Origin of the sequence: Kitasatospora sp. MMS16-BH015, assembly GCF_002943525.1 — a bacterium.
Taxonomy (GTDB): Bacteria; Actinomycetota; Actinomycetes; order Streptomycetales; family Streptomycetaceae; genus Kitasatospora.
Window position 1 is genome coordinate 3101939 of record NZ_CP025394.1, and the last position, 23636, is coordinate 3125574.

The 23636-nt window shown below is 73.9% G+C and carries 23 protein-coding genes; 9 read left to right on the plus strand and 14 right to left on the minus strand.

Features of this window, described 5'->3' with window-relative positions:
- Positions 1-27: 27 nt before the first annotated feature.
- The 4 genes from CFP65_RS13320 to CFP65_RS42095 all read left to right on the plus strand — a co-directional run bounded on the left by CFP65_RS13320 (position 28) and on the right by CFP65_RS42095 (position 5652).
- Complete coding sequence (locus CFP65_RS13320) at positions 28-1083, plus strand: amino acid--tRNA ligase-related protein (protein ID WP_104816294.1); 1056 nt, start codon at positions 28-30, stop codon at positions 1081-1083.
- A 108-nt stretch (positions 1084-1191) separates the two neighbouring features.
- Positions 1192-1923, plus strand: coding sequence for a thioesterase II family protein (locus tag CFP65_RS13325; RefSeq protein WP_104816295.1), 732 nt, complete (start codon positions 1192-1194; stop codon positions 1921-1923).
- A 1-nt stretch (position 1924) separates the two neighbouring features.
- Positions 1925-2752 (plus strand): SDR family oxidoreductase, encoded by an 828-nt coding sequence (locus tag CFP65_RS13330; protein ID WP_104816296.1) that lies wholly within the window; start codon positions 1925-1927, stop codon positions 2750-2752.
- A gap of 35 nt (positions 2753-2787) precedes the next feature.
- Positions 2788-5652 (plus strand): amino acid adenylation domain-containing protein, encoded by a 2865-nt coding sequence (locus CFP65_RS42095; protein WP_104816297.1) that lies wholly within the window; start codon positions 2788-2790, stop codon positions 5650-5652.
- A 149-nt stretch (positions 5653-5801) separates the two neighbouring features.
- Here the strand turns inward: CFP65_RS42095 and CFP65_RS13340 are convergent, their stop codons facing one another.
- Positions 5802-6647 (minus strand): sugar phosphate isomerase/epimerase family protein, encoded by an 846-nt coding sequence (locus CFP65_RS13340; RefSeq protein WP_104816298.1) that lies wholly within the window; start codon positions 6645-6647, stop codon positions 5802-5804.
- A 249-nt stretch (positions 6648-6896) separates the two neighbouring features.
- Here CFP65_RS13340 and CFP65_RS13345 point away from each other — a divergent pair, with 249 nt between their 5' ends.
- Positions 6897-7085 (plus strand): MbtH family protein, encoded by a 189-nt coding sequence (locus CFP65_RS13345; protein WP_104816299.1) that lies wholly within the window; start codon positions 6897-6899, stop codon positions 7083-7085.
- 64 nt (positions 7086-7149) lie between these two features.
- On the opposite strand, the gene CFP65_RS13350 is transcribed toward CFP65_RS13345, so the two are convergent.
- The 10 genes from CFP65_RS13350 to clpS all read right to left on the minus strand — a co-directional run bounded on the left by CFP65_RS13350 (position 7150) and on the right by clpS (position 17565).
- Positions 7150-10056, minus strand: a complete 2907-nt coding sequence (locus CFP65_RS13350; protein WP_104816300.1) for a condensation domain-containing protein — start codon at positions 10054-10056, stop codon at positions 7150-7152.
- On the minus strand, positions 10056-11333 hold the full coding sequence (locus CFP65_RS13355) for an MFS transporter (protein ID WP_104816301.1): 1278 nt from the start codon (positions 11331-11333) through the stop codon (positions 10056-10058). The genes CFP65_RS13350 and CFP65_RS13355 overlap by 1 nt, the downstream gene beginning before the upstream one ends.
- Before the next feature lie 149 nt (positions 11334-11482).
- Entirely contained in the window at positions 11483-12766 is a 1284-nt protein-coding gene (locus tag CFP65_RS13360; protein ID WP_104816302.1) for a helix-turn-helix domain-containing protein, read from the minus strand.
- 151 nt (positions 12767-12917) lie between these two features.
- Positions 12918-13886: a PLP-dependent cysteine synthase family protein gene (locus CFP65_RS13365; RefSeq protein ID WP_104816303.1), complete on the minus strand. Its 969-nt coding sequence runs from the start codon at positions 13884-13886 to the stop codon at positions 12918-12920.
- Between the two features lie 80 nt (positions 13887-13966).
- Complete coding sequence (locus CFP65_RS13370) at positions 13967-14245, minus strand: MoaD/ThiS family protein (protein WP_104816304.1); 279 nt, start codon at positions 14243-14245, stop codon at positions 13967-13969.
- Positions 14246-14352: 107 nt separating this feature from the next.
- On the minus strand, positions 14353-14469 hold the full coding sequence (locus CFP65_RS42490; RefSeq protein WP_371682411.1) for a putative leader peptide: 117 nt from the start codon (positions 14467-14469) through the stop codon (positions 14353-14355).
- Between the two features lie 183 nt (positions 14470-14652).
- Positions 14653-15084 carry a Mov34/MPN/PAD-1 family protein gene (locus tag CFP65_RS13375; protein WP_104820853.1) on the minus strand — a complete coding sequence of 144 codons (432 nt, stop codon included), beginning with the start codon at positions 15082-15084 and terminating at the stop codon, positions 14653-14655.
- Positions 15085-15117: 33 nt separating this feature from the next.
- The gene (locus tag CFP65_RS13380; protein ID WP_104816305.1) at positions 15118-16563 is read right to left on the minus strand and encodes an amino acid permease; all 1446 of its coding nucleotides are present in this window, start codon (positions 16561-16563) and stop codon (positions 15118-15120) included.
- Between the two features lie 75 nt (positions 16564-16638).
- The gene (locus CFP65_RS13385; protein WP_104816306.1) at positions 16639-17214 is read right to left on the minus strand and encodes a DUF2017 domain-containing protein; all 576 of its coding nucleotides are present in this window, start codon (positions 17212-17214) and stop codon (positions 16639-16641) included.
- Positions 17215-17271: 57 nt separating this feature from the next.
- Positions 17272-17565, minus strand: coding sequence for an ATP-dependent Clp protease adapter ClpS (clpS, locus tag CFP65_RS13390; protein WP_104816307.1), 294 nt, complete (start codon positions 17563-17565; stop codon positions 17272-17274).
- A gap of 151 nt (positions 17566-17716) precedes the next feature.
- Between clpS and CFP65_RS13395 the strand changes: the two genes are divergently transcribed.
- Positions 17717-19030 (plus strand): nicotinate phosphoribosyltransferase, encoded by a 1314-nt coding sequence (locus CFP65_RS13395; RefSeq protein ID WP_104816308.1) that lies wholly within the window; start codon positions 17717-17719, stop codon positions 19028-19030.
- 154 nt (positions 19031-19184) lie between these two features.
- Positions 19185-19775 (plus strand): isochorismatase family protein, encoded by a 591-nt coding sequence (locus CFP65_RS13400; protein ID WP_104816309.1) that lies wholly within the window; start codon positions 19185-19187, stop codon positions 19773-19775.
- A 59-nt stretch (positions 19776-19834) separates the two neighbouring features.
- On the opposite strand, the gene CFP65_RS13405 is transcribed toward CFP65_RS13400, so the two are convergent.
- Positions 19835-20863: a hypothetical protein gene (locus tag CFP65_RS13405; protein ID WP_104816310.1), complete on the minus strand. Its 1029-nt coding sequence runs from the start codon at positions 20861-20863 to the stop codon at positions 19835-19837.
- 315 nt (positions 20864-21178) lie between these two features.
- Between CFP65_RS13405 and CFP65_RS39710 the strand changes: the two genes are divergently transcribed.
- Together CFP65_RS39710 and CFP65_RS13410 are read left to right on the plus strand one after the other, a co-directional pair.
- Positions 21179-21631, plus strand: a complete 453-nt coding sequence (locus CFP65_RS39710) for a hypothetical protein (RefSeq protein WP_168219562.1) — start codon at positions 21179-21181, stop codon at positions 21629-21631.
- Between the two features lie 606 nt (positions 21632-22237).
- Complete coding sequence (locus CFP65_RS13410) at positions 22238-22681, plus strand: hypothetical protein (protein WP_158702160.1); 444 nt, start codon at positions 22238-22240, stop codon at positions 22679-22681.
- A gap of 28 nt (positions 22682-22709) precedes the next feature.
- Here the strand turns inward: CFP65_RS13410 and CFP65_RS13415 are convergent, their stop codons facing one another.
- Together CFP65_RS13415 and CFP65_RS13420 are read right to left on the minus strand one after the other, a co-directional pair.
- Positions 22710-23018, minus strand: coding sequence for a hypothetical protein (locus CFP65_RS13415; RefSeq protein WP_104816312.1), 309 nt, complete (start codon positions 23016-23018; stop codon positions 22710-22712).
- 21 nt (positions 23019-23039) lie between these two features.
- Positions 23040-23573 carry a DinB family protein gene (locus tag CFP65_RS13420; RefSeq protein ID WP_104816313.1) on the minus strand — a complete coding sequence of 178 codons (534 nt, stop codon included), beginning with the start codon at positions 23571-23573 and terminating at the stop codon, positions 23040-23042.
- Positions 23574-23636 lie beyond the last annotated feature (63 nt).

Here is a 23636-nt window from a genome sequence, read left to right on the forward strand (position 1 = left end):
CCCCAGACGAAGAGAGAGCCGTCGGCCATGCCCCCCCTTGTCTACGCCCCCGAGAAGATCACCGCCCCCGGCACCTTCGCCGCCAACGAGCCCGGCGCGTTCCTCGCGGCGCTGCGCTCGCCCTGGTACGCGCTGATCGCCGAGCTGCACGACACCGTGCTGTCGACCACCGTCAACTACGGCGCCTCGCGCGGCCTGCGGTCGCTCTACCTGCCGCTGACCACGCGCACCATCACCTGCCCCTCGGGCCTGGGCAGCGACACCCGCCCGGTGCCCGTCACCGTCAACGGGGTGGACACCTACCTGCCGGACTCCATGCAGTTCCTGCTCGAGTGGGGCTGCCAGGTCAGCCCGGGCGGCGGCTACACCATCATGCCCTCGTTCCGCGACGAGGTCCCCGACAAGACCCACCTGGGCCAGTTCACCCACAGCGAGGCCGAACTGCCCGGTGGCCTCGACGACCTGATCCGCTACGTGGAGGGCTACGTCAAGGCGCTGGCCGCGACCATCCTGGACCGGCACGGCGAGCAGCTGGCCCGCAGCCGCGGCGACATCTCGCACCTGGAGCGGATGGTGGCCGCCGGCGGCTTCTCCCGCCTCACCTTCGACGAGGCCGTGGACGTGCTGGCCGACGAGCCCGGCTGCATCAGCGACCAGGGCAAGGGCCGCAACCTGACCCGCAAGGGCGAGCGGCTGCTGATGTCCCGGATCAGCGAATTCCTCTGGGTGACCCACTTCGACCACCTGACCGTGCCCTTCTACCAGGCCTTCGGCGACAGCGAGGGCCGCACCGCGCGCAACGCCGACCTGCTGTTCGGGATGGGCGAGGTGGTCGGCTCCGGCGAGCGGCACACCCACGGCGCCGAGGTCCGCAAGGCCCTGGCCATGCACGACGTGCCGGAGAACGAGTACGCCTGGTACGTCCAGATGAAGGACGAGATGCCGCTGCGCACCAGCGGGTTCGGCATGGGCGTCGAGCGCTTCCTGATGTGGGTGCTGAACCACGACGACATCCGCGACATGTCGCTGGTCTCCCGCGTCGACGAGCCGGCCTCCTGGCCCGCGGCCGTGCTGCGCCCCTGACGGCCCGTCCGTCACCGACCGCCCGTCACCACCTGTCCGTCCGTCACCGGCCGTCCATCACCGACCATCCGTCACCGTCCGTCCTCCGCCGAGTCGATCCGAGGTGCCATGAGCTCCCAACCGCTGCCCCTGCTCTGCCTGCCCTTCGCGGGCGCCGGGGCCGGCTTCTACCGGCCCTGGCAGCAGCAGGCCCCCGCCGGGCTGCAGCCGGTGCCCCTCCAACTGCCCGGCCGCGAGGAGCTGGTCGCCGAGGAGCCGCACCGGGAGGTGGCGGCGGCCGTCCGCGCGCTGCTCCCCGAGGCGGTGGCGGCGGTGCGGGGCCACCACCGGGTGGCCGTGTTCGGCCACAGCCTGGGCGCCGCGCTGGCCTTCGAGCTGACCCGGGCGCTGGAGGAGCGGACCGAGATCGAGGTCGTGGAGCTGTTCGTCAGCGGCTCCCCCGCCCCGCACCTGGGGCGGTCCGGGCACTCCGCCGACCTGGACGACGACGCCTTCCTCGCCCAGGTCGAGGTGCTGGCCGGGTACCGGCACCCCGCCTTCGACTCCGCCGAGTTCCGGGAGCTGATGCTGCCCGGGCTGCGGGCGGACGTGGCCATGCACGAGGCCTACCGGCCGCTGGCGGCCGGGCCGGTCGAGGCCCCCGTCACCTGCCTGCTCGCCGACCAGGACACCCTGGTCGACGAGCAGGACGCGCGGGCTTGGGAGAGCGCCACCACGGGCGGCTTCCGGTACGTCACCATGCCCGGCGGGCACATGTACCTCACCACCGAGGCCGGGCGGATCCTCGACCTGATCGCGGACGTCTGCGCCGGTCCGGCCGCCGTCGGCCGGGAGGCCTGAGGTGTCGCGCCTGCAGGGCAAGACGGTCCTGGTGACCGGCGCCGGCCGCGGGCTGGGCCGGATCTGCGCCGTGCGCTGCGCCGAGCAGGGCGCCGACCTGGTGCTGCTGGACATCGCCGCCGACCGCCCCGGCGTCCCCTACCCGCTGGCCAGCGCCGACCAGTTGGAGCGCACCGCGGCCCTGTGCCGGGAGGCGGGCGCCGCCACCCTGACCGTGGCGGCCGACGTCAGCAGCTCCGAGCAGGTCGCCGGGGCGGTCGAGGCCGCCCTGGCCCGGTACGGCCGGATCGACGTGCTGGTCAACAACGCCGGCATCGCCGCGCCCTCGGGGCGGGCCGTGCACGAGATCACCGACGACGAGTGGCAGCTGATGCTCGACGTCGACCTCTCCGGGGCCTGGCGCATGATCCGCGCCGTGGCCCCCGGCATGCTGGCCCGGCGCAGCGGCAGCATCGTCAACATCGCCTCCACGGCGGGGCTGGTGGGCTACCGCCACTTCGCCGCGTACGTCGCCGCCAAGCACGCCCTGGTGGGGCTCACCAAGGCGGCAGCCCTGGATTTCGCGCCCCTGCGGGTCCGGGTCAACGCGGTCTGCCCGGGGTCGGTGCGCGACGCCACGCACGTGGAGGGGCGGATGCTCACCGAGATCGCCCGCTGCCTGGACGTGGACGTGCGCGATCACGAGGAGGCGTTCGTGACCCAGCAGCCGATGAACTCGCTGGTGGAGCCGGACGACGTCGCGGGGGCCGTGCTGTGGCTGGCCGGCGAGGAGTCGCGCCAGGTCACCGGCACCACGGTGACCGTCGACGGGGGGTTCACCGCACGATGACAGCCACCCCGAACACCGCCGGAGCGGACGCAGAGATGACCCAGCAGCCCACGCCCACCACCGGGGCGCCGACCATCCCGGGCCCCTGGGCCACCCACAGCCTGGTGCTGCGGCTGACGGAGGCCGACCGGATCCGTGCCGCCGCGGCCGGCGTGGGGCGGGCGGCCCCGGCGGCCGGCTTCCACACCCAGGCCGTCCACGCCCCCGCCGACTCCGCCCTGGCGGACGGCCTGTGCCGGCGGGAGCTCGCCCGCCCGCTCGGCCCGGCCGGGCCGGGCCTGCGGGTGGTGCTGCTCCGGTACTCCGACGGGCAGGCCGACCTGGTGGTGCTGGCGTGCCGTCAGGTGCTGGACCACCGGGGCCTGCGCGCACTGGCCGGGGCCCTGGCCGCTCCGGACGGCGCGGCCCTCGCCCTGGCCATGCCGGACGGCGAGGCCCTCACCCTGGTCACCCCGGACGGCGGGGCGCTGGCCCTGACCGCCCCGGACGGCGGAGCCCTCGCCCCGGCGCCCGACCGGGCCGGGGCCAACGGCTGGACGCCCGCCGCCGCACCGGGCTGGGGCCTGGCCGAGGACCGGGCGCCCGCGCCTTCGGCCGCCGCCCCGGCCGGCCACACCCCCCTCCCCGAGGAGGTCGTGGTCGCGGCGGCCGCCGTCGTGCTCTCCCGCTACGAACGCGCCGACCAGGTGCGGTTCGCCGTGCTGACCGCCGCCGCCGGGGAGCGGTCCGGGGACACCCTCCGGCTGCTCTCGCTCGACCTCGACGCCCAGGCGCCCCTCACCGACCTGCTCGCCTCGGCCCGGGCGGCGCTGGCCGCCCCGGCCACGGCGGCCGGCGGCGCCCTCCCGGCCCTCGCCCTCGCGCTGAGCCCGCGCCGCCCGGGCGAGGAGTACGCGCCGCTGGCCCCCGGCGCCGTCCCGCTGCTGCTGGCCTGGCACCGGTCCGCCACCGGGCTCTCCTTCGCCCGCCACGACCACGCCCCCACCGTCCACCCCGCCGTGGCCGAGGCCTTCGCGCGCCGACTGCTCCACGTGGCGGCCCAGCTGACGCAGCGCCCGGCCGGCCGCCGGCTCGAGGACCTCACCCTGCTGGACGAGGCCGGCACCGCCGAGGTGCTCGCCCTCACCCGCCCTGCGGCGCCCGTCCCGCTGCCGGTGGCCTCGCTGCCCGCCGCCGTCGCGGGCCACGCCGCCGCCACCCCGGAGGCGGTCGCGGTGGGCGACGGCCGCCGCTCCCTGACCTACCGCGAGCTGGACCGGCGCGCCACCGCCTGGGCCCGGGTGCTCGCCGACCGGGGAGCGGGGCCCGGCACGTACGTGGGCGTCTGCATGAAGCGCACCACCGACCTGGTGGTGGCCCTGCTGGCGGTGCTGAAGACCGGCGCCGCGTACGTCCCGCTGGACGTGCAGGCCCCCGACGACCGGCTGCGGTACATCGCCGAGGACGCGGGCCTGGGCCTGGTGCTCACCTCGCTCTCCACCTTCCCGGCCGGCCCCGGCACCGCGCTGCTGACCCCGGCCGAACTGGACGCGGCCGCCCCCTCCCCGGCAGCCCTGCCGGAGGTCCGGCCCGAGCACACCGCGTACGTCATCTACACCTCCGGCACCACCGGGCGCCCCAAGGGCGTGGCCGTCACGCACGGCAGCGTGCTGGCCCTGATCGGCGCCACCGCCGAGGAGCTGGCCCTGGGGCCGGCGGACGTCTGGACCTTCTTCCACTCCGTCGCCTTCGACTTCTCGGTCTGGGAGATCTGGGGCTGCCTGCTGACGGCGGGCCGCCTGGTCGTCGTCCCCTACCTGACCTCCCGGGAGCCGGAGGAGTTCTACGCGCTGCTGCTGCGCGAGCGGGTCACGGTGCTGAGCCAGACGCCCTCCGCCTTCGCCGGCCTGCTGGAGACCGACCTCGGCGCCCGGGGCACCCACGGCGCGGTGGTCGCCCCGCGGCTGGTCGTGTTCGGCGGCGAGGCGCTGGACCCGCGGATGCTGGGCGCCTGGTTCCGCCGCCACCCCGACAGCCACTGCCGCATGGTCAACATGTACGGCATCACCGAGACCACCGTGCACGTCACGGCCCGCGTCCTCACCTCCTGGGACCTGGACGCGCGCCCGCACTGCGTCGGGCACCCGCTGGCCGGCTGGTCGGTCTCCGTCCGCGACGGCCTCGGCCGGCCGCTGCCCCCGGGCGCGGTCGGGGAGATCACCGTCGGCGGCCCCGGCCTCGCCCGGGAGTACCTCAACCAGCCCGAGCTGACGAGCCGTCGTTTCGTCGAGGACCCGTTCACCGGCGAGCGCCTCTACCGCAGCGGCGACCTGGGCCGGCTGCGGCTGGACGGCGCCGTGGACCACCTGGGCCGGCTCGACGAGCAGGTCAAGATCCGCGGCTTCCGGATCGAGCTGGGCGAGATCCGGTCGGTGCTGCTGGCCGCCCCGCACGTGGCCGACGCGGCCGTGGTGGTGGAGGGCGAGGGCGAGGCCCGGCACCTGGTGGCCTACCTGGTACCGGCCGCCGGCGGCACCACCGCCGACGCCCGGCGCCACTGCGCCGGCTTCCTGCCCGACTACATGGTGCCCGCCGAGCTGGTCGCCCTTCCGGCGATCCCGCTCACCATCAACGGCAAGCTCGACCGCGCGGCGCTCGCCGCCGCCCGGGCCGCGCAGCGCCCCGCCGCACCGGCCGGCACCGGCACCGGCTCGGCCGACGGCTCGATGGCGGCGCTGTGGAGCCGGGTGCTCGGCACGGCCCTGGGCCCGGACGACCACTTCTTCGAGGTGGGCGGCAACTCGCTGTCGGCCGTCCGGCTGATCAGCGCCCTGCGCGAGGCCGGCCACGGCCAGGTCGGCCTGCGCGACCTCTACCGGCACCCCACCCCCGCCGCCCTGGCGGCCCGGCTCGGCGGCTAGCCTCCGCGGCCGAGTACGAAGGAGGGGCGGTCCGTCACGGACCGCCCCTCCTTCGTACTCCGGGTGAGAGTCCTTCGTACTCCGGCCGGGTGGAAGCCTTGAGGGCCGGCCGCTCGCGGCCGGCCCTCAAGGCTTCGGGTACCTCCGGATCAGACCGGCAGCAGCGCGTCGCTGTTCCACAGGCTGGTGAGGTAGTCGAGACCGAGCTGCACGCTGGCGTTGCGCGTCTCGAAGGCGATCAGGCCGCGCCAGTCGGCGGCCTTGATCAGCCGGGTGATCTCCTCCATCGACAGCGTGCCCTCGTCGAGCGCGAGGTGCGCGTCCTGGTCACCGGCGTTGTTGCTCAGCGAGAGCGCCGCGATCGAGGAGGCGTACTTGGCCAGGGCGGGCTGCGCCAGCTCCTGGTTCACGTTCGCGTGGCCGATGTCCAGGATGAACTTCAGCTCGGGGATGGCCTCCAGCGCCGCGGCGAAGTCGGTCTCCCGGGTGAAGACGTAGGAGAACGGACGGTACTTCGGGTAGTACGAGAGGTTCTCCAGCCAGACGGCCACCCCTCGCTGCTCGGCCTCGCGGACCGTCACGGCGAGCAGGTCGAGGAACCGCTCCAACGCGGCGTCGCGGTGCGCCTTCGTCGGCCTCGGCTCCACGAACACACCGCCGTGGATGATCAGAGCGGTGGCGCCGAGGTCCTCGGCCAGGTCGATCTCCCGGCGCACGTACTCCAGGGAGGCCACCTGCAGCTCGGGGATCTCGGTGGCCAGCGGGGCCCGGAAGTTGCCGTGCAGCAGGGGGGCCATGCCCTGGTCGGCGGCCGCGGCGGCGAGCTCCTTGCGGCGCTGCGCGGACCAGTTGTGCGGCATGTCCGACAGGATGCTCGCGTCGATGTACCAGTGGCTGCACCCTTCGTCGCGCGCGGCGACCAGCCCCTCTTCGGCCCGGAGGTAGCGCTGAGCGGCTACGCCGGTGACATAGGGCAGGAATTCAGTGGAGTTCAAGCGTGACAAATTGCACCCGTCTCAGGGAAGGCTGGCTTTTTGGCCGCCGATTGAAAGGGCTCGACCGCGCCCATGGAATCGTGCACGCGCGATCGCGGATAACGTCTTTCGACTCTAAAGTCCCGCTCCCGGCCCTCGCGGCACGAACGGCGGCACATCGCCGGAAGTTTTCCCGGCCCACTGGTCACCGCCTCGCACCGGCGGGTTAACTCTCCGCAGCAGGTAATTCGTGAAAACGAGGTGTGCATTATGGCGAACGTGTTCGATGATTCCCGGGGCCGGTTTCTGGTGCTCGCCAATACGGCCGGCCAGTATTCGCTCTGGCCGGCCACCGTGGCTGCCCCGGCCGGCTGGGCGCGGGTGTACGGCGAGGCCGACCGCGAGGCGTGCCTGGCGCACGTCCGGGAGCACTGGACGGACCTGCGCCCGCACGCCTGAGCCCGAACGCCCTCGCCCCCGGCCGGTCGGCCGGGGGCGAGGGCGTTCGAGGGGACGGGACGGGCTAGTGACGGGCCAGGTCGAGGCCGTTGACCCTGCGCGGCCCCTCGGGCATGCCGAAGGTGAAGGTGAGGGCCGCCCGGGCCGCCTCGATGGTGCGGGCCACCTCGGCGTGGCTGTCACCCACGCCGGAGAGCGCGTCGAGCGTCAACGTGGAGGTGCCGCCCGGGAGTTGATCGCCCATCCGGACGAAGCTGCGGTAGCCGGTCACGCCGGGCAGGCTCCGGACGGCCTCGGCGCCGTCCACCGCCTCGATGGTGCAGGCGGTGAGCGGGGAGAGGTTGTTGTACTGGAAGTGGACCTTGCCGCCGAAGTCGAAGGGCGCCAGCTGCGGGTCCTCCCCCAGTGCGAGCAGGCCGGTCGCCCGGACCAGGTCGGTGCCGCAGGACTCCCGGGCCATCATGTTGACGTGGCCCGAGATCCGGCCGTTGAGCTCGATCAGCTTCGGCCCGCGGGCCGTCAGCTTGAGCTCGGTGTGGGCGTGGCCGTGATCGGCCCCCACCGCCTCCAGCGCCGCGGTGACCAGGTCGAGGACCTCCGCCTCCTCCGCCGCCGGCAGGTGGCTCGGCCAGATCCGGCCGGTGCCGCGGAACGGCGGCATCACCGGGGTCTTGCCGGTGAGCACCAGGTGGGTGATCCCCGAGGGCGTGCAGAGGCTCTCGACCGAGACGTAGTCACCGAACGGCTCGCTCGGCCGCCCCTCGTGGTACTCCTCGACCACGAAGGGCTCCCAGAGCCCGGCCGCGGCGATCCGCTCGAGCCGCTCCCGGACGGCCTCGGCCTCGGCCGGGTCGCGGAAGGAGTAGGCGTCGCGGCTGCGCGAACCGGTGACCGGCTTGACGATCGCCGGCAGGCCCACCGCCGCGACCGCCTCCGCCCAGTCCGTGGGCGCGGCGAGCAGGAACGTCCGGGTGGTGTCCACCCCGGCCTCCCGCAGGATCCGGCGCTGCATCCCCTTGTCGGTGAAGACCCGGGCCGCGTGCGGGGACTGGCCCGGCAGGCCCAGCGCTTCGGCGAACTCGGCCGCCGGGCGCAGCAGGTCCTCGCAGAAGGTCAGGATCCCGTCCGGGGCGAGGCCGCGCACCAGCCGCAGATCGGCCTCCTGGTCCCCCGTCAGCTCGTGGACCTCGCCGAGCAGCTCCATCACGGACCGCAGGTTGTCCACGTGGGCGGAGTGCCTCGGCACCAGGAAGAGGATCTCGCCCAGATCGGCCAGGCCCGCACCGATCTCCCCGGCGGGCACGGCCCCCGCGTCGTACAGCACCGCGAACCGGGGCCGGGCGACGGCCAGCGCCTCGACCGGACCGACGGCCTCGGCGGAATCGGCCGGATCGGCCGGCCCGGCCAGCTCGCGGACCACGGCGGCCAGCGCCCCGGCCAGCAGCCCCGCGTAGCTCTCAGCCCGCTCCTGGGGCAGGTGGGCGGGGTCGTGGCCGATCCGCAGCTGGCCGCGCCCGCCGGTGATCTCCAGGTTGACGTGGAAGGGGAAGCTGGGCTTGCCGCGCCGCCGCCACCGGCTGGTCGGCGCCGCCGTCAGGTCGGCCAACTCCTGCTGGTCGCGGAAGTTCATGAAGTTGAAGGTCACGTCGAAGGCCGGGCGGCCGAGCCGCTCCACCAGGGCCGCCTGCGGGTACGCCTGGTGCGGCGCGCCCTCGCGCTCCGCCTCGGCCGCGGCCCGGACCAGGTCGGCCCAGTCGTCGCCGACCCGCGCGAAGCGGACCGGCAGCGTGTTGAGGAACAGCCCGACCGCCAGGTCGGAGCCGGGCTCCGGCGGGCGGGTGTTGAACACCACGCCGGTGACCACGTCCTCCTCCCGGCCGGCCAGGGCGCCCAGGGCGCGCGCGTGGGCGGCGAGGGCGACCGACTTCACCGAGGTGCCGAGCCGCCGGGCCACCCGGTGCAGCCCCCGGACCAGCTCCGGCTCCAGGTCCAGGACGTGCCGGGCCGAGGCGTCCGGGATGCCGGCGCCGTGGTCGGCGAAGAGCAGCGGCGGGGCGTCCGCCTGCGCCAGCCAGTGCTCGGCCGCGGCGGCCGAACCGAGGGCCTCCTGCTCGGCCCGGACGAAGGCGCGCTGCACCGGCCCGGCCGGGGCCGGCAGCTGCCCGGCCGCCGTGCCGTGGGCGTAGAGCGTCATCAGTTCCACGGCCACCCGGCTGTAGCTCCAGCCGTCCAGGATCGCGTGGTGCGCCGCGAAGGCGACGTGGAAGGACTCCGGCCGCACCGCCACGTGCACCCGGACCAGCGGGGCCTCGGCCCAGTCGTGCACGCCGCCCCGGCCCGAGTCGCGCCAGTGCCGCAGTGCGGCCTCGGCCTCCTCGGCGGTGGCCGCGGGCTCGATCTCCACCACCGGGTCGGCCTGCTCCCGGACGAGCTGCACGGGCACCGAGTACTCGGCGAAGTCGAAGCAGGTGCGCAGGGCCGGGTGCCGGCGCACCAGCTCCGCCAGCGCGGCGCGGAAGGCCGGCTCGTCGAAGGGCGCCTCGACCTCCCAGTCGTCCATCACCTGGTAGAGCTCGCGGTCCTGGCTGAGCTCGCACAGGTAGAGCATGCCGACCTGCAGGGCGGAGGCCGGCAGGGCCTCGACGACCCCCGCCGGGAGGCGGTCCCGGTCCTCGGCGGCGAGCAGGTCGAAGGGGGCCCACGCGGTGTCGCCGGCCGCCGGGCGCTCGGCCGTGGCCTGCTCGGCGAGGGCCTGCACGAAGGTCGGCGCGCTCACGATGGCGCGCACGGACTGGTGCACCATCAGGTCGCGCAGGGTGAGCGGGAGCCCCTCGGCCCGGGCCGTGTTGACCACGCGCACGGCGGTGAGCGAGTCCCCGCCCTGGGCGTAGAACTTGCCGTCCAGGTCCAGCCCGGGAGCGGCCAGCTGCTCCCGGAGGATGCGCAGCAGGCGGGAGGCGGGGTCGACCATCACTGTCCTTCGGAGTTCGGGGCGGGGATGTCGCGCATCGTGCGCAGCGGGGAGAAGACCACGAAGAGGCAGGCGCTCCACATGCCGAGCGCGCACACCAGCAGGGCCGGGCGCAGGCCCGCGAGGGCGCCGAGCGTGCCGCCGAACAGGGAGCCGAGCGGGATGACGCCGTAGGCGATCCAGAGGTAGACGGCGTTGACGCGGCTCAGCAGGCCGGGCGGGCAGACGGCCTGCCGGTAGGAGACGGCGGCCGTGTTGAAGAGGATGGAGTTGGCGGAGAGCGCGGCCAGTGCCGCCGCGTACATCCACACGCCCCAGCCGGGCAGGGCGGCGGGCATCAGCAGGTAGAGCGGCCCGGGGGTGAGCATGGCGAGCCAGATGACTCGGGCGCTGCCCACCCTGGCGGAGATCCGCGGGGCTAGCGCCCCGGTGGCCAGGCCGCCCAGCGATCCGGCCGTGAAGACCAGGCCCACGGTGGACGGGGAGGCGTGCAGGGTGCGCAGCATGAAGGTGACGGCGATCGAGGAGGCCGCGACCACGAAGAAGTTGGACACGCTGGTGCACCAGAGCAGCCGGCGCAGGATCGGCTGCCGGCGGACGAAGGTGAGGCCCTCCCCCATCGCGGCGCGGAACGGCACCCGTGCGACGGCGGGGCGGGGCTCCGTCTCGGGCACCCGGATCAGGCCGAGGGTGACGGCGCTGACGGCGTAGGTGAGCACGTTGGCGACCAGCGCGCGCGAGGCGCCGACCAGCCCGACCAGGGTGCCGCCGAGCGCCGGGCCGGCCAGCTCGGCGAGCGATTCGCACATGCCGAGCTTGGCGTTGCCCTCGATCAGCTGGGTGGCGCCGACCAGCCTGGGCAGCTGCGACCGGTAGGCGACCGTGAAGAGGACGGTCAGCGCCCCGGAGACGGTCACCACCAGGTAGAGGTACCAGAGCGTCAGCCCGCCGGCCAGGGCGATCAGCGGGACGCTGGCGAGCAGCACGAGGCGGACCAGGTCACAGGTGACCATGATCTTCCGCTGGTCCAGCCGCTCGGCGAGCACGCCGGCCGGCAGCGAGAGCAGGGCGTAGGGCAGCCAGCTCAGCGAAGTCAGCAGCGAGACCTGGAAGGTGCTGGCGTGCAGGACCTCCAGGGCCAGCAGCGGTAGCGCCACCAGCGCCACCCGGGGGCCCAGGGTGCCGGCGCCCTGCCCGAACCAGAGCAACATGAAGTTGCGGTTGCGCCAGAGCGATTCCTTCGGGCCAGCCGGGGTGACCGGTGCGGTCTGCGTCACTGTGCCTGCCTTGCTCGTACAGATTCCGTACAGATGGTGCGGCCGGCCGGAGGGTGGGGCGGCCCGCGGAACACCTTGCCAGCAGCGGCCCGGCCGCTCGGCGTCCCCCCGGGGAACTGCCCCTCAAGTGCCGATCGCGGGCCTCGGGGTCAGACCGGGACGACCGGGTTGGCCAGGTAGGCCCGCACGGCGTGCAGGACGGCCAGCTCGGAGCGCGCGCCGGTGGCAGCGGCCGTCTTGCGGATCAGTCCGCACTGCACCAGGCGGTAGACGGCCGCGGCGGTCTCCGTCCGGGTGCGCCCCAGGGTGGCGGCCACCGCCTCCACCGTCCACGGCCCCGGCCGGCTCGCCAGCCGGGCCAGCAGCTCGCGGTGGGAGGGCGGCTGCACCGCCACCGCCTCGTGCACGGCCAGGCCCAGGCCGGCCGGGCTGCCGGGGTGGGTGGCGAGCAGCAGCGGCTCCTCGCGCGCCATGGTCAGCAGCTCGTCCAGCGAGGCGATCATGGACCAGGAGGCGGCCGCCTCCAGGGCCCGGGGCACCCCGTCGAGCCGGCGGCAGACCTCCGAGAGCAGCGGCATGACGGCGGGCCCGGGCGCGAAGCCCGGCTGGCGGTCGGCGATCAGCTGCACGAGCAGCGCCTCCGCCTCCCGGGTCGGCAGGCCCTCCCCGCCCTCGGCGGCCGCGCCCAGGGGCTGCAGCGGCAGGTGGAACTCCTCGACCGCGCCCTGCGGAGCGCGGGAGGTCTCCAGGATCCGCAGGTTCGGACAGAGCCGGGCCAGCGAGCGCAGCTGCTCCCGGGGGATCGGCCCGCGGTCGTTGCCGTCCACGACCAGCAGGGCGGCCCGTTCGCCGACCAGCCGGGCCAGCTCGCCGAAGCCTTCCTCTCCCGAGGCCAGCAGCTCGGTGACCCGGCCGGCGGGCTGGCCGGGCCGGGCGGCGCCGGCCGCGGCCGGGCCGGCCCACAGGGTGGGGACGCCCCGGGCCCGGAGCCGGGTGGCCACCGCCGCGGCGAGGTGGGTCTTGCCCACCCCGGCGAACCCGGTGATGGCGGTGATGCCCCGGTGCTCGCCCGCCAGCAGCCGGTGGAGCACCTCGGTCTCGCGCTCGCGACCCAGCAGCGGCTTGGCCGGCGGCGCCTCCACCAGCGACTCGAAGAGCGCGTCGCCGCTCTGGCAGCCGGCCGCCACCTCGAACTCGGCCCGCTCGTGGGCGGTCAGCCGCAGCGCATCGGAGAGCAGCCGCACGGTGTCCGTCCGGGGGACGGCCACCTGGCCCTTCTCGAGGTTCCTCAGGGCCCGCACGCTGACGGCAGAGAGGTCGGCGAGCTCGGTCTGGGTCAGCCGGCGGCGCGTGCGGTGCTGCTGCAGCTGCCGGGCGAAGTCGTCACCGGTACGGGGAGAGTCACCGGTACGGAGAGAGGGGAGGAGCTCCATCGTCAGCCCTTCGTTCGCCCGCGTTCCCGGGAGGGACGCGTACGGGACTTGTCCACGGGCACACCGTGCCCGGAGCAGCTTCGCACACGCCCGAGTGTTCACCCGAGGGGCCGACGAGGGTGCCGATGGAGCCCATCGACCGGGTCGATGCTCAGGCCCAGAGCTGTCCCTGCAGGGCCTCGACGGCCGCCTCGGTGGACTCGGCGGTGTAGATGCCGGTGGACAGGTACTTCCAGCCGCCGTCGGCGACCACGAAGACGATGTCGGCGGTCTCGCCGGCCGCGGCCGCCTTGCGGGCGGTGCCGAGGGCGGCGTGCAGGATGGCGCCGGTGGAGACGCCCGCGAAGATGCCCTCCTGCTGGAGGAGCTCGCGGGTGCGGCGAACGGCGTCGGCGGAGCCGACGGAGAAGCGGGTGGTGAGCACCTCGGCGTCGTAGAGCTCGGGGACGAACCCCTCGTCGAGGTTGCGCAGGCCGTAGACCAGGTCGTCGTAGCGCGGCTCGGCGGCCACGATCCTGACGCCGGGAATCTTGTCCCGCAGGTAGCGGCCGACGCCCATCAGGGTGCCGGTGGTGCCGAGGCCGGCCACGAAGTGGGTGATGGTGGGGAGGTCGGCGAGGATCTCGGGGCCGGTGGTGGCGTAGTGCGCGCCGGCGTTGTCCGGGTTGCCGTACTGGTAGAGCATGACCCAGTCCGGGTGCTCGGCGGCGATCTCCTTGGCGATCCGGACGGCGGTGTTGGAGCCGCCGGCGGCCGGGGAGGAGATGATCTCGGCGCCCCACATCCGGAGCAGCTCTCGGCGCTCCTCAGAGGTGTTCTCGGGCATCACGCAGACCATCCGGTAGCCCTTGAGCTTGGCGGCCATCGCGAGCGAGATCCCGGTGTTGCCGCTGGTCGGCTCCAGGATGGTGCAGCCGGGGGTGAGCCGGCCGGCCGCCTCCGCCTGCTCGATCATGTGCAGGGCCGGCCGGTCCTTGATCGACCCGGTCGGGTTGCGGTCCTCCAGCTTGGCCCAGAGGGAGACCCGGCCGTCCTCGTTCCCGGGCACGGCGGCCGAGAGGTTCGGCAGCCGGACCAGCGGCGTGTTGCCGACGGCTTCGAGCGGACTGTCGTAACGCAAGGGAGCCTCCGGCGGAGGTCGAGGGTGGGCAAGGAAGCGGGGGCGGCTCCGGCGGGAGCCGCCCCCGGGCGGGGCTCAGGTCAGCGGGAGCCGCCGGCCACGGCCGGGAGGATGGTGACGCTGTCGCCGTCGCCGAGGGCGGTGGTGACGCCGCCGAGGAAGCGGACGTCCTCGTCGTTCAGGTAGACGTTGACGAAGCGGCGCAGCTCACCGTTGTCGAGCAGCCGGCCGGCGATGCCGGGGTGGCGGGCGTCGAGGTCGGTGAACAGCTCCGCGAGGTTGGCGCCGCTGCCCTCGACGGCCTTGGCGCCGTCGGTGTAGGTGCGGAGGATCGTGGGGATGCGGACCTCGATGGCCATGGCTGCGCTCCTGTGGGATGAGAGGGGTGGCCGCTCGGGCGCGGCTCGGAAGGCGGAGGGGTGCCCCGGGGCGGAGGTGGGGCATGGGCGTGGTGGCGCCGGAGGGATCAGCGGGCGTCAGCCGTGCCGGGACAGATGGCGCTGGCGAGCCGGCACAGGTCGACGTGCAGGCGCGCCACGAGGCGGGTGCCTGGGGCCCGGAAGCTCACATCGACGGAACGCATGCACTCATCGTATAGATTCCCGCCCCTGCTCCGACATCCTCATCTCGCCATCCGGTCCGATCCGTCTCACATTCCGTCACACCGGCCGCGCCGGCTTGCCCCGGCAGGCCGCTGACCACCACGGAGGGAGCCCGGCGCCCGCCGGGGCGGCGGGGCGCCGGGCTCCGGAGGGGTGCGTTCCGATCAGGCGGAATACTCCTCGACGATCTCGACGTCTTCCTCCGTGATCACTCCGTCCACGATGCGGAACGATCGGAACTGGTACGGACTGTCCGCCTCGGCGCCCTCGGCGGTGGAGACCAGCACGTAGTGGGCGAAGGGCTCGGAGGCGTAGCTGACGTCCGTGCGCGAGGGGTAGGCCTCGGTGGCGGTGTGCGAGTGGTAGACGATCACGGGCTCCTCGTCCCGGTCGTCCATCTCGCGGTAGAGCTTCAACAGGTCGCCGGAGTCGAACTCGTAGAAGGTGGGCGAGCGGGCGGCGTTGAGCATCGGGACGAACCGCTCGGGCCGGCCGGTGCCGGCCGGGCCGGCGACCACGCCGCAGGCCTCGTCCGGGTGGTCGGCCCGGGCGTGGGCGAGGATGGCGTCGCGCAGTTCACGGGTGATGGTCAGCATGCCGGTCAGGATAGCCATCCGCCGCCCGGCGTCTCACTCCTCGGACGGCGGCACGTGCAGGTGGTCGTGCGGGGTGCCGTGCAGGGCCTCCGGGCGGCGGCGCTTGAGCACCTGGTAGCCGATCAGCAGCAGCACGGCCCAGACGGGGAAGACGTAGAGCGAGATCCGGTTGTCGGCGTCGAAGCCGATCAGCACCACCACCAGGCCGAGGAAGGCCAGCGCCACCCAGCCCGTCCAGCCCCCGCCGGGCGAGCGGAAGCTCGGCGGCGGCAGGTGGCCGCGACGCCAGGCGGCCCGGTAGCGCAGCTGGCAGACCAGGATCACCGCCCAGGTCCAGATCCCGCAGACGGTGGCCACCGAGGTCACGTACTCGAAGGCCTTGCCGGGCGCCACGGCGTTGAGCAGCACGCCCAGGCCCATCAGCAGCGCGGAGACGGTGATCGCCGCGGCCGGGCTGCGGTGGCCGTTCAGCCGGGTCACGGCGGCGGGGGCCTGGCCGCGCAGGGCGAGGTCGCGCAGCATCCGGCCGGTGGAGTACATCCCGGAGTTGCAGGAGGAGAGCGCGGCGGTGAGCACCACGAAGTTGATGATCCCGGCCGCCGCCGGGATGCCGATCTTCCCGAAGGCGGCCACGAAGGGGCTGACCCCGGGCTGGAACTCCGTCCAGGACACCAGCGAGAGGATCACCGTGAGCGCGCCGATGTAGAACAGCACGATCCGGGCGGGCAGGGTGTTGATCGCCCGCGGCAGGGTCTTCTCGGGGTTCTCGCTCTCGCCCGCCGTGACGCCGACCAGCTCCACGCCCAGGTAGGCGAACATCACGATCTGCAGGGTCATCAGGGTCGCGTGCAGGCCCCGGGGGAAGAAGCCGCCGTCCCGCCACAGGTGGGTGACCGAGGCGGTGTCACCGGCCTTGCTGAAGCCGAAGACCAGCACCCCGACGCCGATCAGGACCATGCCGAGGATCGCCGTCACCTTGACCATCGAGAACCAGAACTCGATCTCGCCGAAGAGACTTACCGAGATCAGGTTGGCCCCGTAGAGGATCACCAGGAAGACCAGTGCGCTCAGCCACTGCGGGATGCCCGGCGCCCAGTACTTGACGTAGACCGCCGCCGCCGTGGTCTCGGCCATCCCGGTGACCACCCAGAACAGCCAGTACGTCCAGCCGGTGACGTAGCCGGCGAACGGGCCGAGGAACTCGCGGGCGTACTCGGCGAAGCTACCCGAGACCGGACGGTAGGTGAGCAGCTCGCCGAGCGCCCGCATGATCACGAAGATCACCACCCCGGCCACCGCGTAGCTGAGGATCAGGCTCGGGCCGGCCTTGGAGATCGCGGTGCCGGCGCCGAGGAAGAGGCCGGTGCCGATCGCGCCGCCGATCGCGATCATCTGGATCTGACGGCTGTTCAGACCCCGCTCGTAGCCCTCCTCGTCCGGAGTGGGGTCGACGACCTCGTCGTACCGGGGCGCTGCCATGGTCGTGCCTTCCTTACGTGGAGTAAGGCAGTCGTACCACGGAGTGACGCGCCGTCAGCGGTCAGGCGCGCGGCCTCAGCCGGTCATCGCCTCGATGAGGGACTCCTGCATGCCGCCGAGCCAGAGGTAGGCCATCACCAGGGGCTTGCGCTCGTCGCCGTCGGGCAGCGCGTAGAGGCCCTCCTCGTCCTCCTCGGTGACCTCGAGACGGCTGCCCAGGGTGAGCCGCAGGTCGTTGAGCGCGCCGAGCCAGCGCGGGCAGTCGCCCGCCTCCAGTTCGAGCTTGCCGCCCTCACCGCCGAGGCCGTCGATCGCCTTGACCACGGCCAGCGCGTCCTCCCGCTTGCGGGCCCGCAGGTCGAGCTCGGTGTAGCGGCGGAACTCCGAGGCGGCCGCCCTGGTCTCCTCGTCGGCGGCGGTGCCGGGCTCGCCGTAGGCGTCCGGGAAGAGCCGCCGCAGCGCCGGGTCGCTGGGCGCCTCGGTGGGGCCCTCGGCGAACAGCGCGGCCAGCGGGTCGTCGCTGTCCGCGCCCGGGCCGGGGCCGATCAGCTCCAGCATCTGCACCTCCAGCGAGCGGAGGATGGACGCCTCGATCTCGTCCAGCGCGATCGCGGCACTGCCTTCGCCGGTGCTCTCGAACAACCCAGCCATGAGTCTTGGATCAGCCTGTCTTCGTCGGGGTAACGGGTGGCCGCGGGTGGCCGGTGATCAGTCGTGCTGGAGGGTGGCCCACAGGCCGTAGCCGTGCATGGCCTGCACGTCCCGCTCCATCTCCTCGCGGGAGCCGCTGGAGACCACGGCCCGGCCCTTGCCGTGCACCTCCATCATGAGCTGCCGGGCCTTGTCCTTCGGGTACCCGAAGTAGGCCTGGAACACGTGCTGCACGTAGCTCATCAGGTTGACCGGGTCGTTGTGCACGATGGTCACCCAGGGCGTGTCCGGCTCCAGCGACGGGAGACCCTCGACCTCCGGGCGCTCGATCTCCACGGGCGCGACACTCACGGCAGACACTCCTCGCTGCGCCGCCGACGGTGCGGGCGGCTCACTGGGGCACACGGATTGCGCCTCTCACTCTTCCATCCGAGCGACCTCGGAGCGAATCCGCCCCGGAGAAATCGTCAAACTGACGCTAAGTGGTAGTAGCATCATCCCCATGGACGCCAACACCGCGCGCCGCTCCACCGCGCTGCTCACCGACCGTTACGAGCTCACCATGCTCCAGGCCGCGCTCCGCAGCGGCGCCGCCCACCGTCGCTCGGTCTTCGAGGTGTTCACCCGGCGGCTGCCGAACGGCCGTCGCTACGGGGTGCTGGCGGGCACCGGCCGCCTGCTGGACGCCGTCGAGGACTTCCGGTTCACCTCCCCGCAGCTCGACTGGCTCAGCGACCAGGGCGTGGTGGACGAGGAGACCCTGCGCTTCCTGGCCGACTACCGGTTCACCGGCGACATCCACGGCTACCCCGAGGGCGAGATCTACTTCCCCGGCTCCCCCGTGCTCACCGTGGAGGGCAGCTTCGCCGAGGCGGTGATCCTGGAGACGCTGATCCTGTCGATCCTCAACCACGACTCCGCGATCGCCGCCGCCGCCTCCCGGATGACCAGCGCCGCCGGCGAGCGCCCCTGCATCGAGATGGGCGCCCGCCGCGCCCACGAGAGCGCCGCCGTGGCCGCCGCCCGGGCCGCCTACCTGACCGGCTTCACCGCCACCTCCGACCTGGAGGCCGGCTTCACCCACGGCATCCCCACCACCGGCACCGCCGCGCACGCCTTCACCCTGCTGCACGACAGCGAGCGGGACGCCTTCACCGCCCAGGTCGAGTCGATGGGCCGGGGCACCACCCTCCTGATCGACACCTACGACCTGGCCGAGGCCGTCCGCACCGCCGTGGAGGTGGCCGGGCCCTCGCTGGGCGCCGTCCGGATCGACTCCGGCGACCTGACCCTGCTGGCCCACCGGGTGCGCCGCCAGCTCGACCTGCTCGGGGCCGAGAAGACCCGGATCATCGTCACCTCCGACCTGGACGAGTACGCCATCGCCGCGCTCGCCGCCGCCCCGGTGGACGGCTACGGCGTCGGCACCAGCCTGGTCACCGGCAGCGGGCACCCCACCTGCGCGATGGTCTACAAGCTGGTCGCCCGGGCCACCACGCCGGGCGGACCGCTGGAACCGGTGGCCAAGCGCTCGGCCGGCGGCAAGAGCAGCGTCGGCGGGCGCAAGTGGGCCGCCCGGCGGCCCGACGAGGAGGGCGTGGCCGAGGCCGAGGTGGTCGGCACCGGCGCGATGCCCGAATCGCTCGCCCCGCACCTGCTCCAGGTGCCGCTGGTGCTCGGCGGCGAGGTGGTCGGCCGCGAGCCGCTGGCCGTCGCGCGCGAGCGCCACCTGCGCAGCCGCGCCGCGCTGCCGCTCTCGGCCACCCAGCTCTCCAAGGGCGAGCCGGTGCTCCCCACCGAGCTGCTGCTGGGCTGAACGGCCCCGCACCGGGCCGCGGCCGGGCCGAACGGCCGCGCGCCGCTGCGCCGACCCTTCCGCCTACGCGCGTCACTGCCTACAGTGGCCCCGCACCTCGTACCCGCCGGACCATCCCGTCCGCACCATCCCGACCCGACCAAGGACGCACCCCATGCACCGGGCACTCATCGTCGTCGACGTGCAGAACGACTTCTGCGAGGGCGGCAGCCTGGCCGTCGCCGGGGGCGCCGAGGTGGCGGCCGCGATCACCGACCTGATCGCCGACTCCACCGCCGGCTACACCCACATCCTCGCCACCCGGGACCACCACCTCGACCCGGGCGACCACTTCTCGCCCACCCCGGATTACGTCCACTCCTGGCCCCGGCACTGCGTGGCGGGCACCGAGGGGGTCGGCTTCCACCCCAACTTCGCGCCCTCGGTCACCTCGGGCGCGATCGAGGCGGTCTTCGACAAGGGGGCCCACTCGGCCGCCTACAGCGGGTTCGAGGGCGTCGACGAGCACGGCGGCTCGCTGGCCGACTGGCTGCGCGAGCGCTCGGTCACCGAGGTGGACGTGGTCGGCATCGCCACCGACCACTGCGTCAAGGCCACCGCGCTGGACGCCGCCCGGGAGGGGTTCACCACCCGCGTCCTGCTCGACCTCACGGCCGGGGTCGCGGCCGCCACCACCGAGGCGGCCCTGGCCGAACTCGCCGCCGCCGGAGTCGAGTTGACCGGCACCCCGGTGGTCCAGGCCTGACCTCGGGCTGACCTCGGGCTGGCCTCGGACCAGCCTGGGGCCGACCGCCACCGACCCGCTCAGCGCTCCGTCACCAGCAGCTCGACCACGTCCGCGCCGCCCGCGCGGAACGCCTCGCGCAGCTCGCCGCCGACCGCGTCCGGGTCGGCGGCGACCCGCGCACCCGACACGTACACCACCCGGATGCCCAGGTACTCCATCCGGTGCTGGCCCGCCCGCACCCAGGCGGCCTCGCCCTCGCTGACGCAGCGCAGCTCCGAATCCACCTCCACCGCGACCCCGGCCTCCGGCCAGTAGAGGTCCGGCACGGCCACGTAGGTGCCGCCGCGCATCCGCAGCTCGGGCCCGGTCAGCGGCACCGGCAGCAGCCACTCGTCCACCAGCTCGCCCAGCCGGTCGAGCACCGACTCCCTTTCGGCGGCAAGGAGTTCGTCGAGCGCGGCCCGCACCCGCTCCTCGGCCAGCAGCCCCGCCTCGCCCAGCTCGGCCACCAACTCGGCTACCGTGCAGCCGCTTTCGCCCCGGCCGACCGCCTCGGTCAGCAGCGCCCGCACCAACGCGGGCGGCACCAGGCCGAGTTCGAAGGCGCCCTCGGCCGCCCACTCACGCAGCGCGTCCGCCACCGCCCGGGCCACCGGGGCGCAGGCCAGCCCGTGCACCGAGCGCGCCTGCGGCGCGCGGCCGGTCCGCCGAATCCGCACCTCGCCCGCGTCCTTGAGCCGGCGCTGCCGGGGTACCAGCACGTCCACCTCGGTCACCGCGGGCAGCCGGGGCACCGAGGTGAAGCCGTAGAGCGCCAGCGCCGCCGACCCGGTGATCACCGCACCCTCGCGGCGGCCCGTCTCGCAGCCGTCCTGGGCCGCGTAGAGCAGCGCGGCCCACATCCGCTGCTCGGGCGTCGGCACGCCGTCCTGGAGCAGGTACACCCGGGGCAGCAGCCGCTGCCAGGGGCCGCCCCGGCGGCAGTGCTCGGTGACCACCCGAGCCGGCACGCCCCGGGCGCGCAACTGGCTCGCGGTGATCACGTTCTGCTGGCGGCGGGCCAGCTCCTGGAGGGACGGTGCGGGCGAGGGGATCTGGTAGCTCATGCCGACACCCTCCCCAACCGGCCCGCCCTCACATCCACGACCTGACGCACCGTTACCCAACCGTCGCGAAACCGGGACTGCCCCGCACTAAAGTCCTCATACCCTCACCCATTCGGCGTAAGGGACGTTCGGCCAGTTGCCGGATTAGATCGCAGTTGGCCTGTACCATCCGATTTTCCGCATTTCATCTCGGTCACGGTGACACCCGGGCCGGGTCCGTGAACTGCGGCTTCTGACCGAGAGTGACGAGGACCATACCGAGAAGCACCGTTCCGGAGTCACAGCAGCCCCTCCGGATTGCCTACCATCGGCTTCATGTCACGTGACGACTCCACCGGCCTGCGGGCCGCCCAACTGCGTCTTGGCCGCCTGCCCGGCTACGTCCGCCAGCCGGACCTGGCCCGCCGCAGCGGCGAGGACGGCCACACGTACAAGAAGGGCTGGGAGGTCCGCTTCACCGCTCGCAACGAGCAGGAGATAGCGGAGATCCGCGAGGTGGTGATCGCCGCCGGCTTCGTCCCCGCCCGGCCGTTCTTCAAGGGCCACCAGCTGATCCAGCCGGTCTACGGCATAGCCGCCGTCCAGGCCTACCTCGCCGCCAAGGAGGCCGCCGAGGAGCTGGCCACCCGCCGCGCCCCGCGCCCCGCCATCCCCGAGCAGCCCGGCCCCGACCGCGCCGCCGCCGCGCCGGCCGCCGCAGCCGCCGGAGCAGCCGCAGCCGCCGCAGCGGCCCGGGCCGCCACCCGCCGCAAGACGCCCGAGGACTAGCCCCGCCCGGCCGCCCGGCCCCCCGGGGGCCGCTGGGCCCCGGGGCGGCCGACGGCGGCCGGCAGCGGCTGACGGCCGCCGACAGTGGCTACGCGAAGGCGAAGCTCGGCGCGTAGGCCGCCAGCACGAGCGCCGCAGCCAGCACCGCCAGAGCCACCACCGCGAGGCGCCGCCCCGGCCTCGGTGCGGATCGAGCGGCCCACGGTGCAGCCGGCCTCGGCGCCGATCGCCCGGCCGACCGAAGGGCGGGGCGCCGCGCAGGGCGCCGGATGGGGCGCGGGCCCAGGGCGAGCCGGCGGGCGGAGTTCGCAAAGTTCTGGTCCATGCACCGAGCGTCTCGCCTGCGGCCATACGCGAGCTATGGCGCCGCCTTGGCGGCCCGCTGCGCCGATCCAGGCCACCCCTTCGTCGGCTCCGGTCGATCGAACCCCTAGCGCCTCGCTTGGCCCGCCGACTGACGACCAGTCACATATCGTCTCAATCACACCCCCCGTCCGGACTTCGACACGACATTGTCACTCAAAGCATCTGTCCGAGGCCCTAGAGTGAGCGCTACGCGCCACCCGCCCTCCCCCGCCGTCGACCCACCCAGATCGCGAGGCCGATGTGACCAGTCGTCATATCCCGCCCGCCGACCGGACCGGCGCCACCCGGGACACACAATCCCCCGCACTGTCACTGGAGTTCATGGCCTTCCGGGAGCTCCACCTGCCCCGTTACCTGAGCTACGCGCGGGTCTGGTTCCGCGAGCCCGGCCGGGCCGCCGAGGCCGTCGAGCACGCCTTCCGGGCACTGGCGGCGGTCTGGCCTGAGATCCTGGTCAGCTCGAACCCGACGGCCGCCGCCTGGCAGATCGTCCGGGGCGCCGTCACCGAACACACCACCCGTCCCGCCGGCCCCACCGATCCCGGGGCGGTGGACGAGGATCTGGCCATCCTGCACTACGTGGTCGGCCTGGCCACACCCGAGATCGCCGACGTGGTCGGCACCGACACCGCGAGCGTGGCCAGCCAGCTCCGGCACGCCCTGCGCCACGACACCGAGTGGTGACGGGCGCGGGGCGCGGCCGGCGCCGGGGTCAGTACGCCTGGTAGCCGAACACGTCGACCACCACGTCGACGGTGCCGTAACTCCCGTTGTGGAACGAGACCTTGCCGCCGGGGCCGGTCTTGACCACGACCTGGTTCGGGATGGTCCGGCCCGCCGTCCAGTTCAGGTTGGAGACGCCCGGCCGGGCACTGCCGGTCGGGAAGACGGTCAGGAAGCCGCTGTTCTGCGGCCGGGTCACCGTGACGTTGAGCGTCACCGCGTGCGGGGGGCGGCCGCCCGGCAGCACGCCCACGTCCAGGGTCTGGCCGGGGCCGATCGGAGCCGCCGTGCGGATCAACTCGCCCTCGCGGTAGGTCTCCTACCGCCGGACGCCGGTCACGTCGTAGACGTGGTGCACCGGGTCGTGGATCAGGTAGCGGGCGAAGGACTCGACCGTGAAGCGGGCGCCGTCGCTCCGGCTGCCCGTCCGCTGCCACTGCTCACCGGTCACGGCCGCGAAGGCCTCGGCCAACACCGCACCGGCCTCGGCGAGTTCGACGGCCACCCGGGCCGGGTCCTGCTCACCGTAGCGCTCGGCCAGCGCCGTCTCGTCCTGGTCCCAGTTGGCGAACAGCGGGCCGTCCTGAGTGAGCATCAGCCCGAGCCGCAGGTCGAACAGCCGGTACACGTCGCGCACGTGGCAGGCGTACTCCAGCGGCGCCCAGATCTCCGGGGCCGGCCGCCGCCGCAACTCCTCCACCGGAGTACCGGTGAGCAGCCCGACCCAGAACTCCGCGTTCTCCCGCAGCATCCCGGCGACCTCCTCCCGGACGACCGCCGGAGTGTCCAACCCGCAGTCGGGGCAGGCGCGTTCGAGGACCCAGGTCCAGTCCTTGGTGTCAGGTGTGATCATGCCCCTCAGCATGCCGCCCCGACGCCGGCCCCGGACAGGCCCGGGGCCGCCAGCCGGCACCAA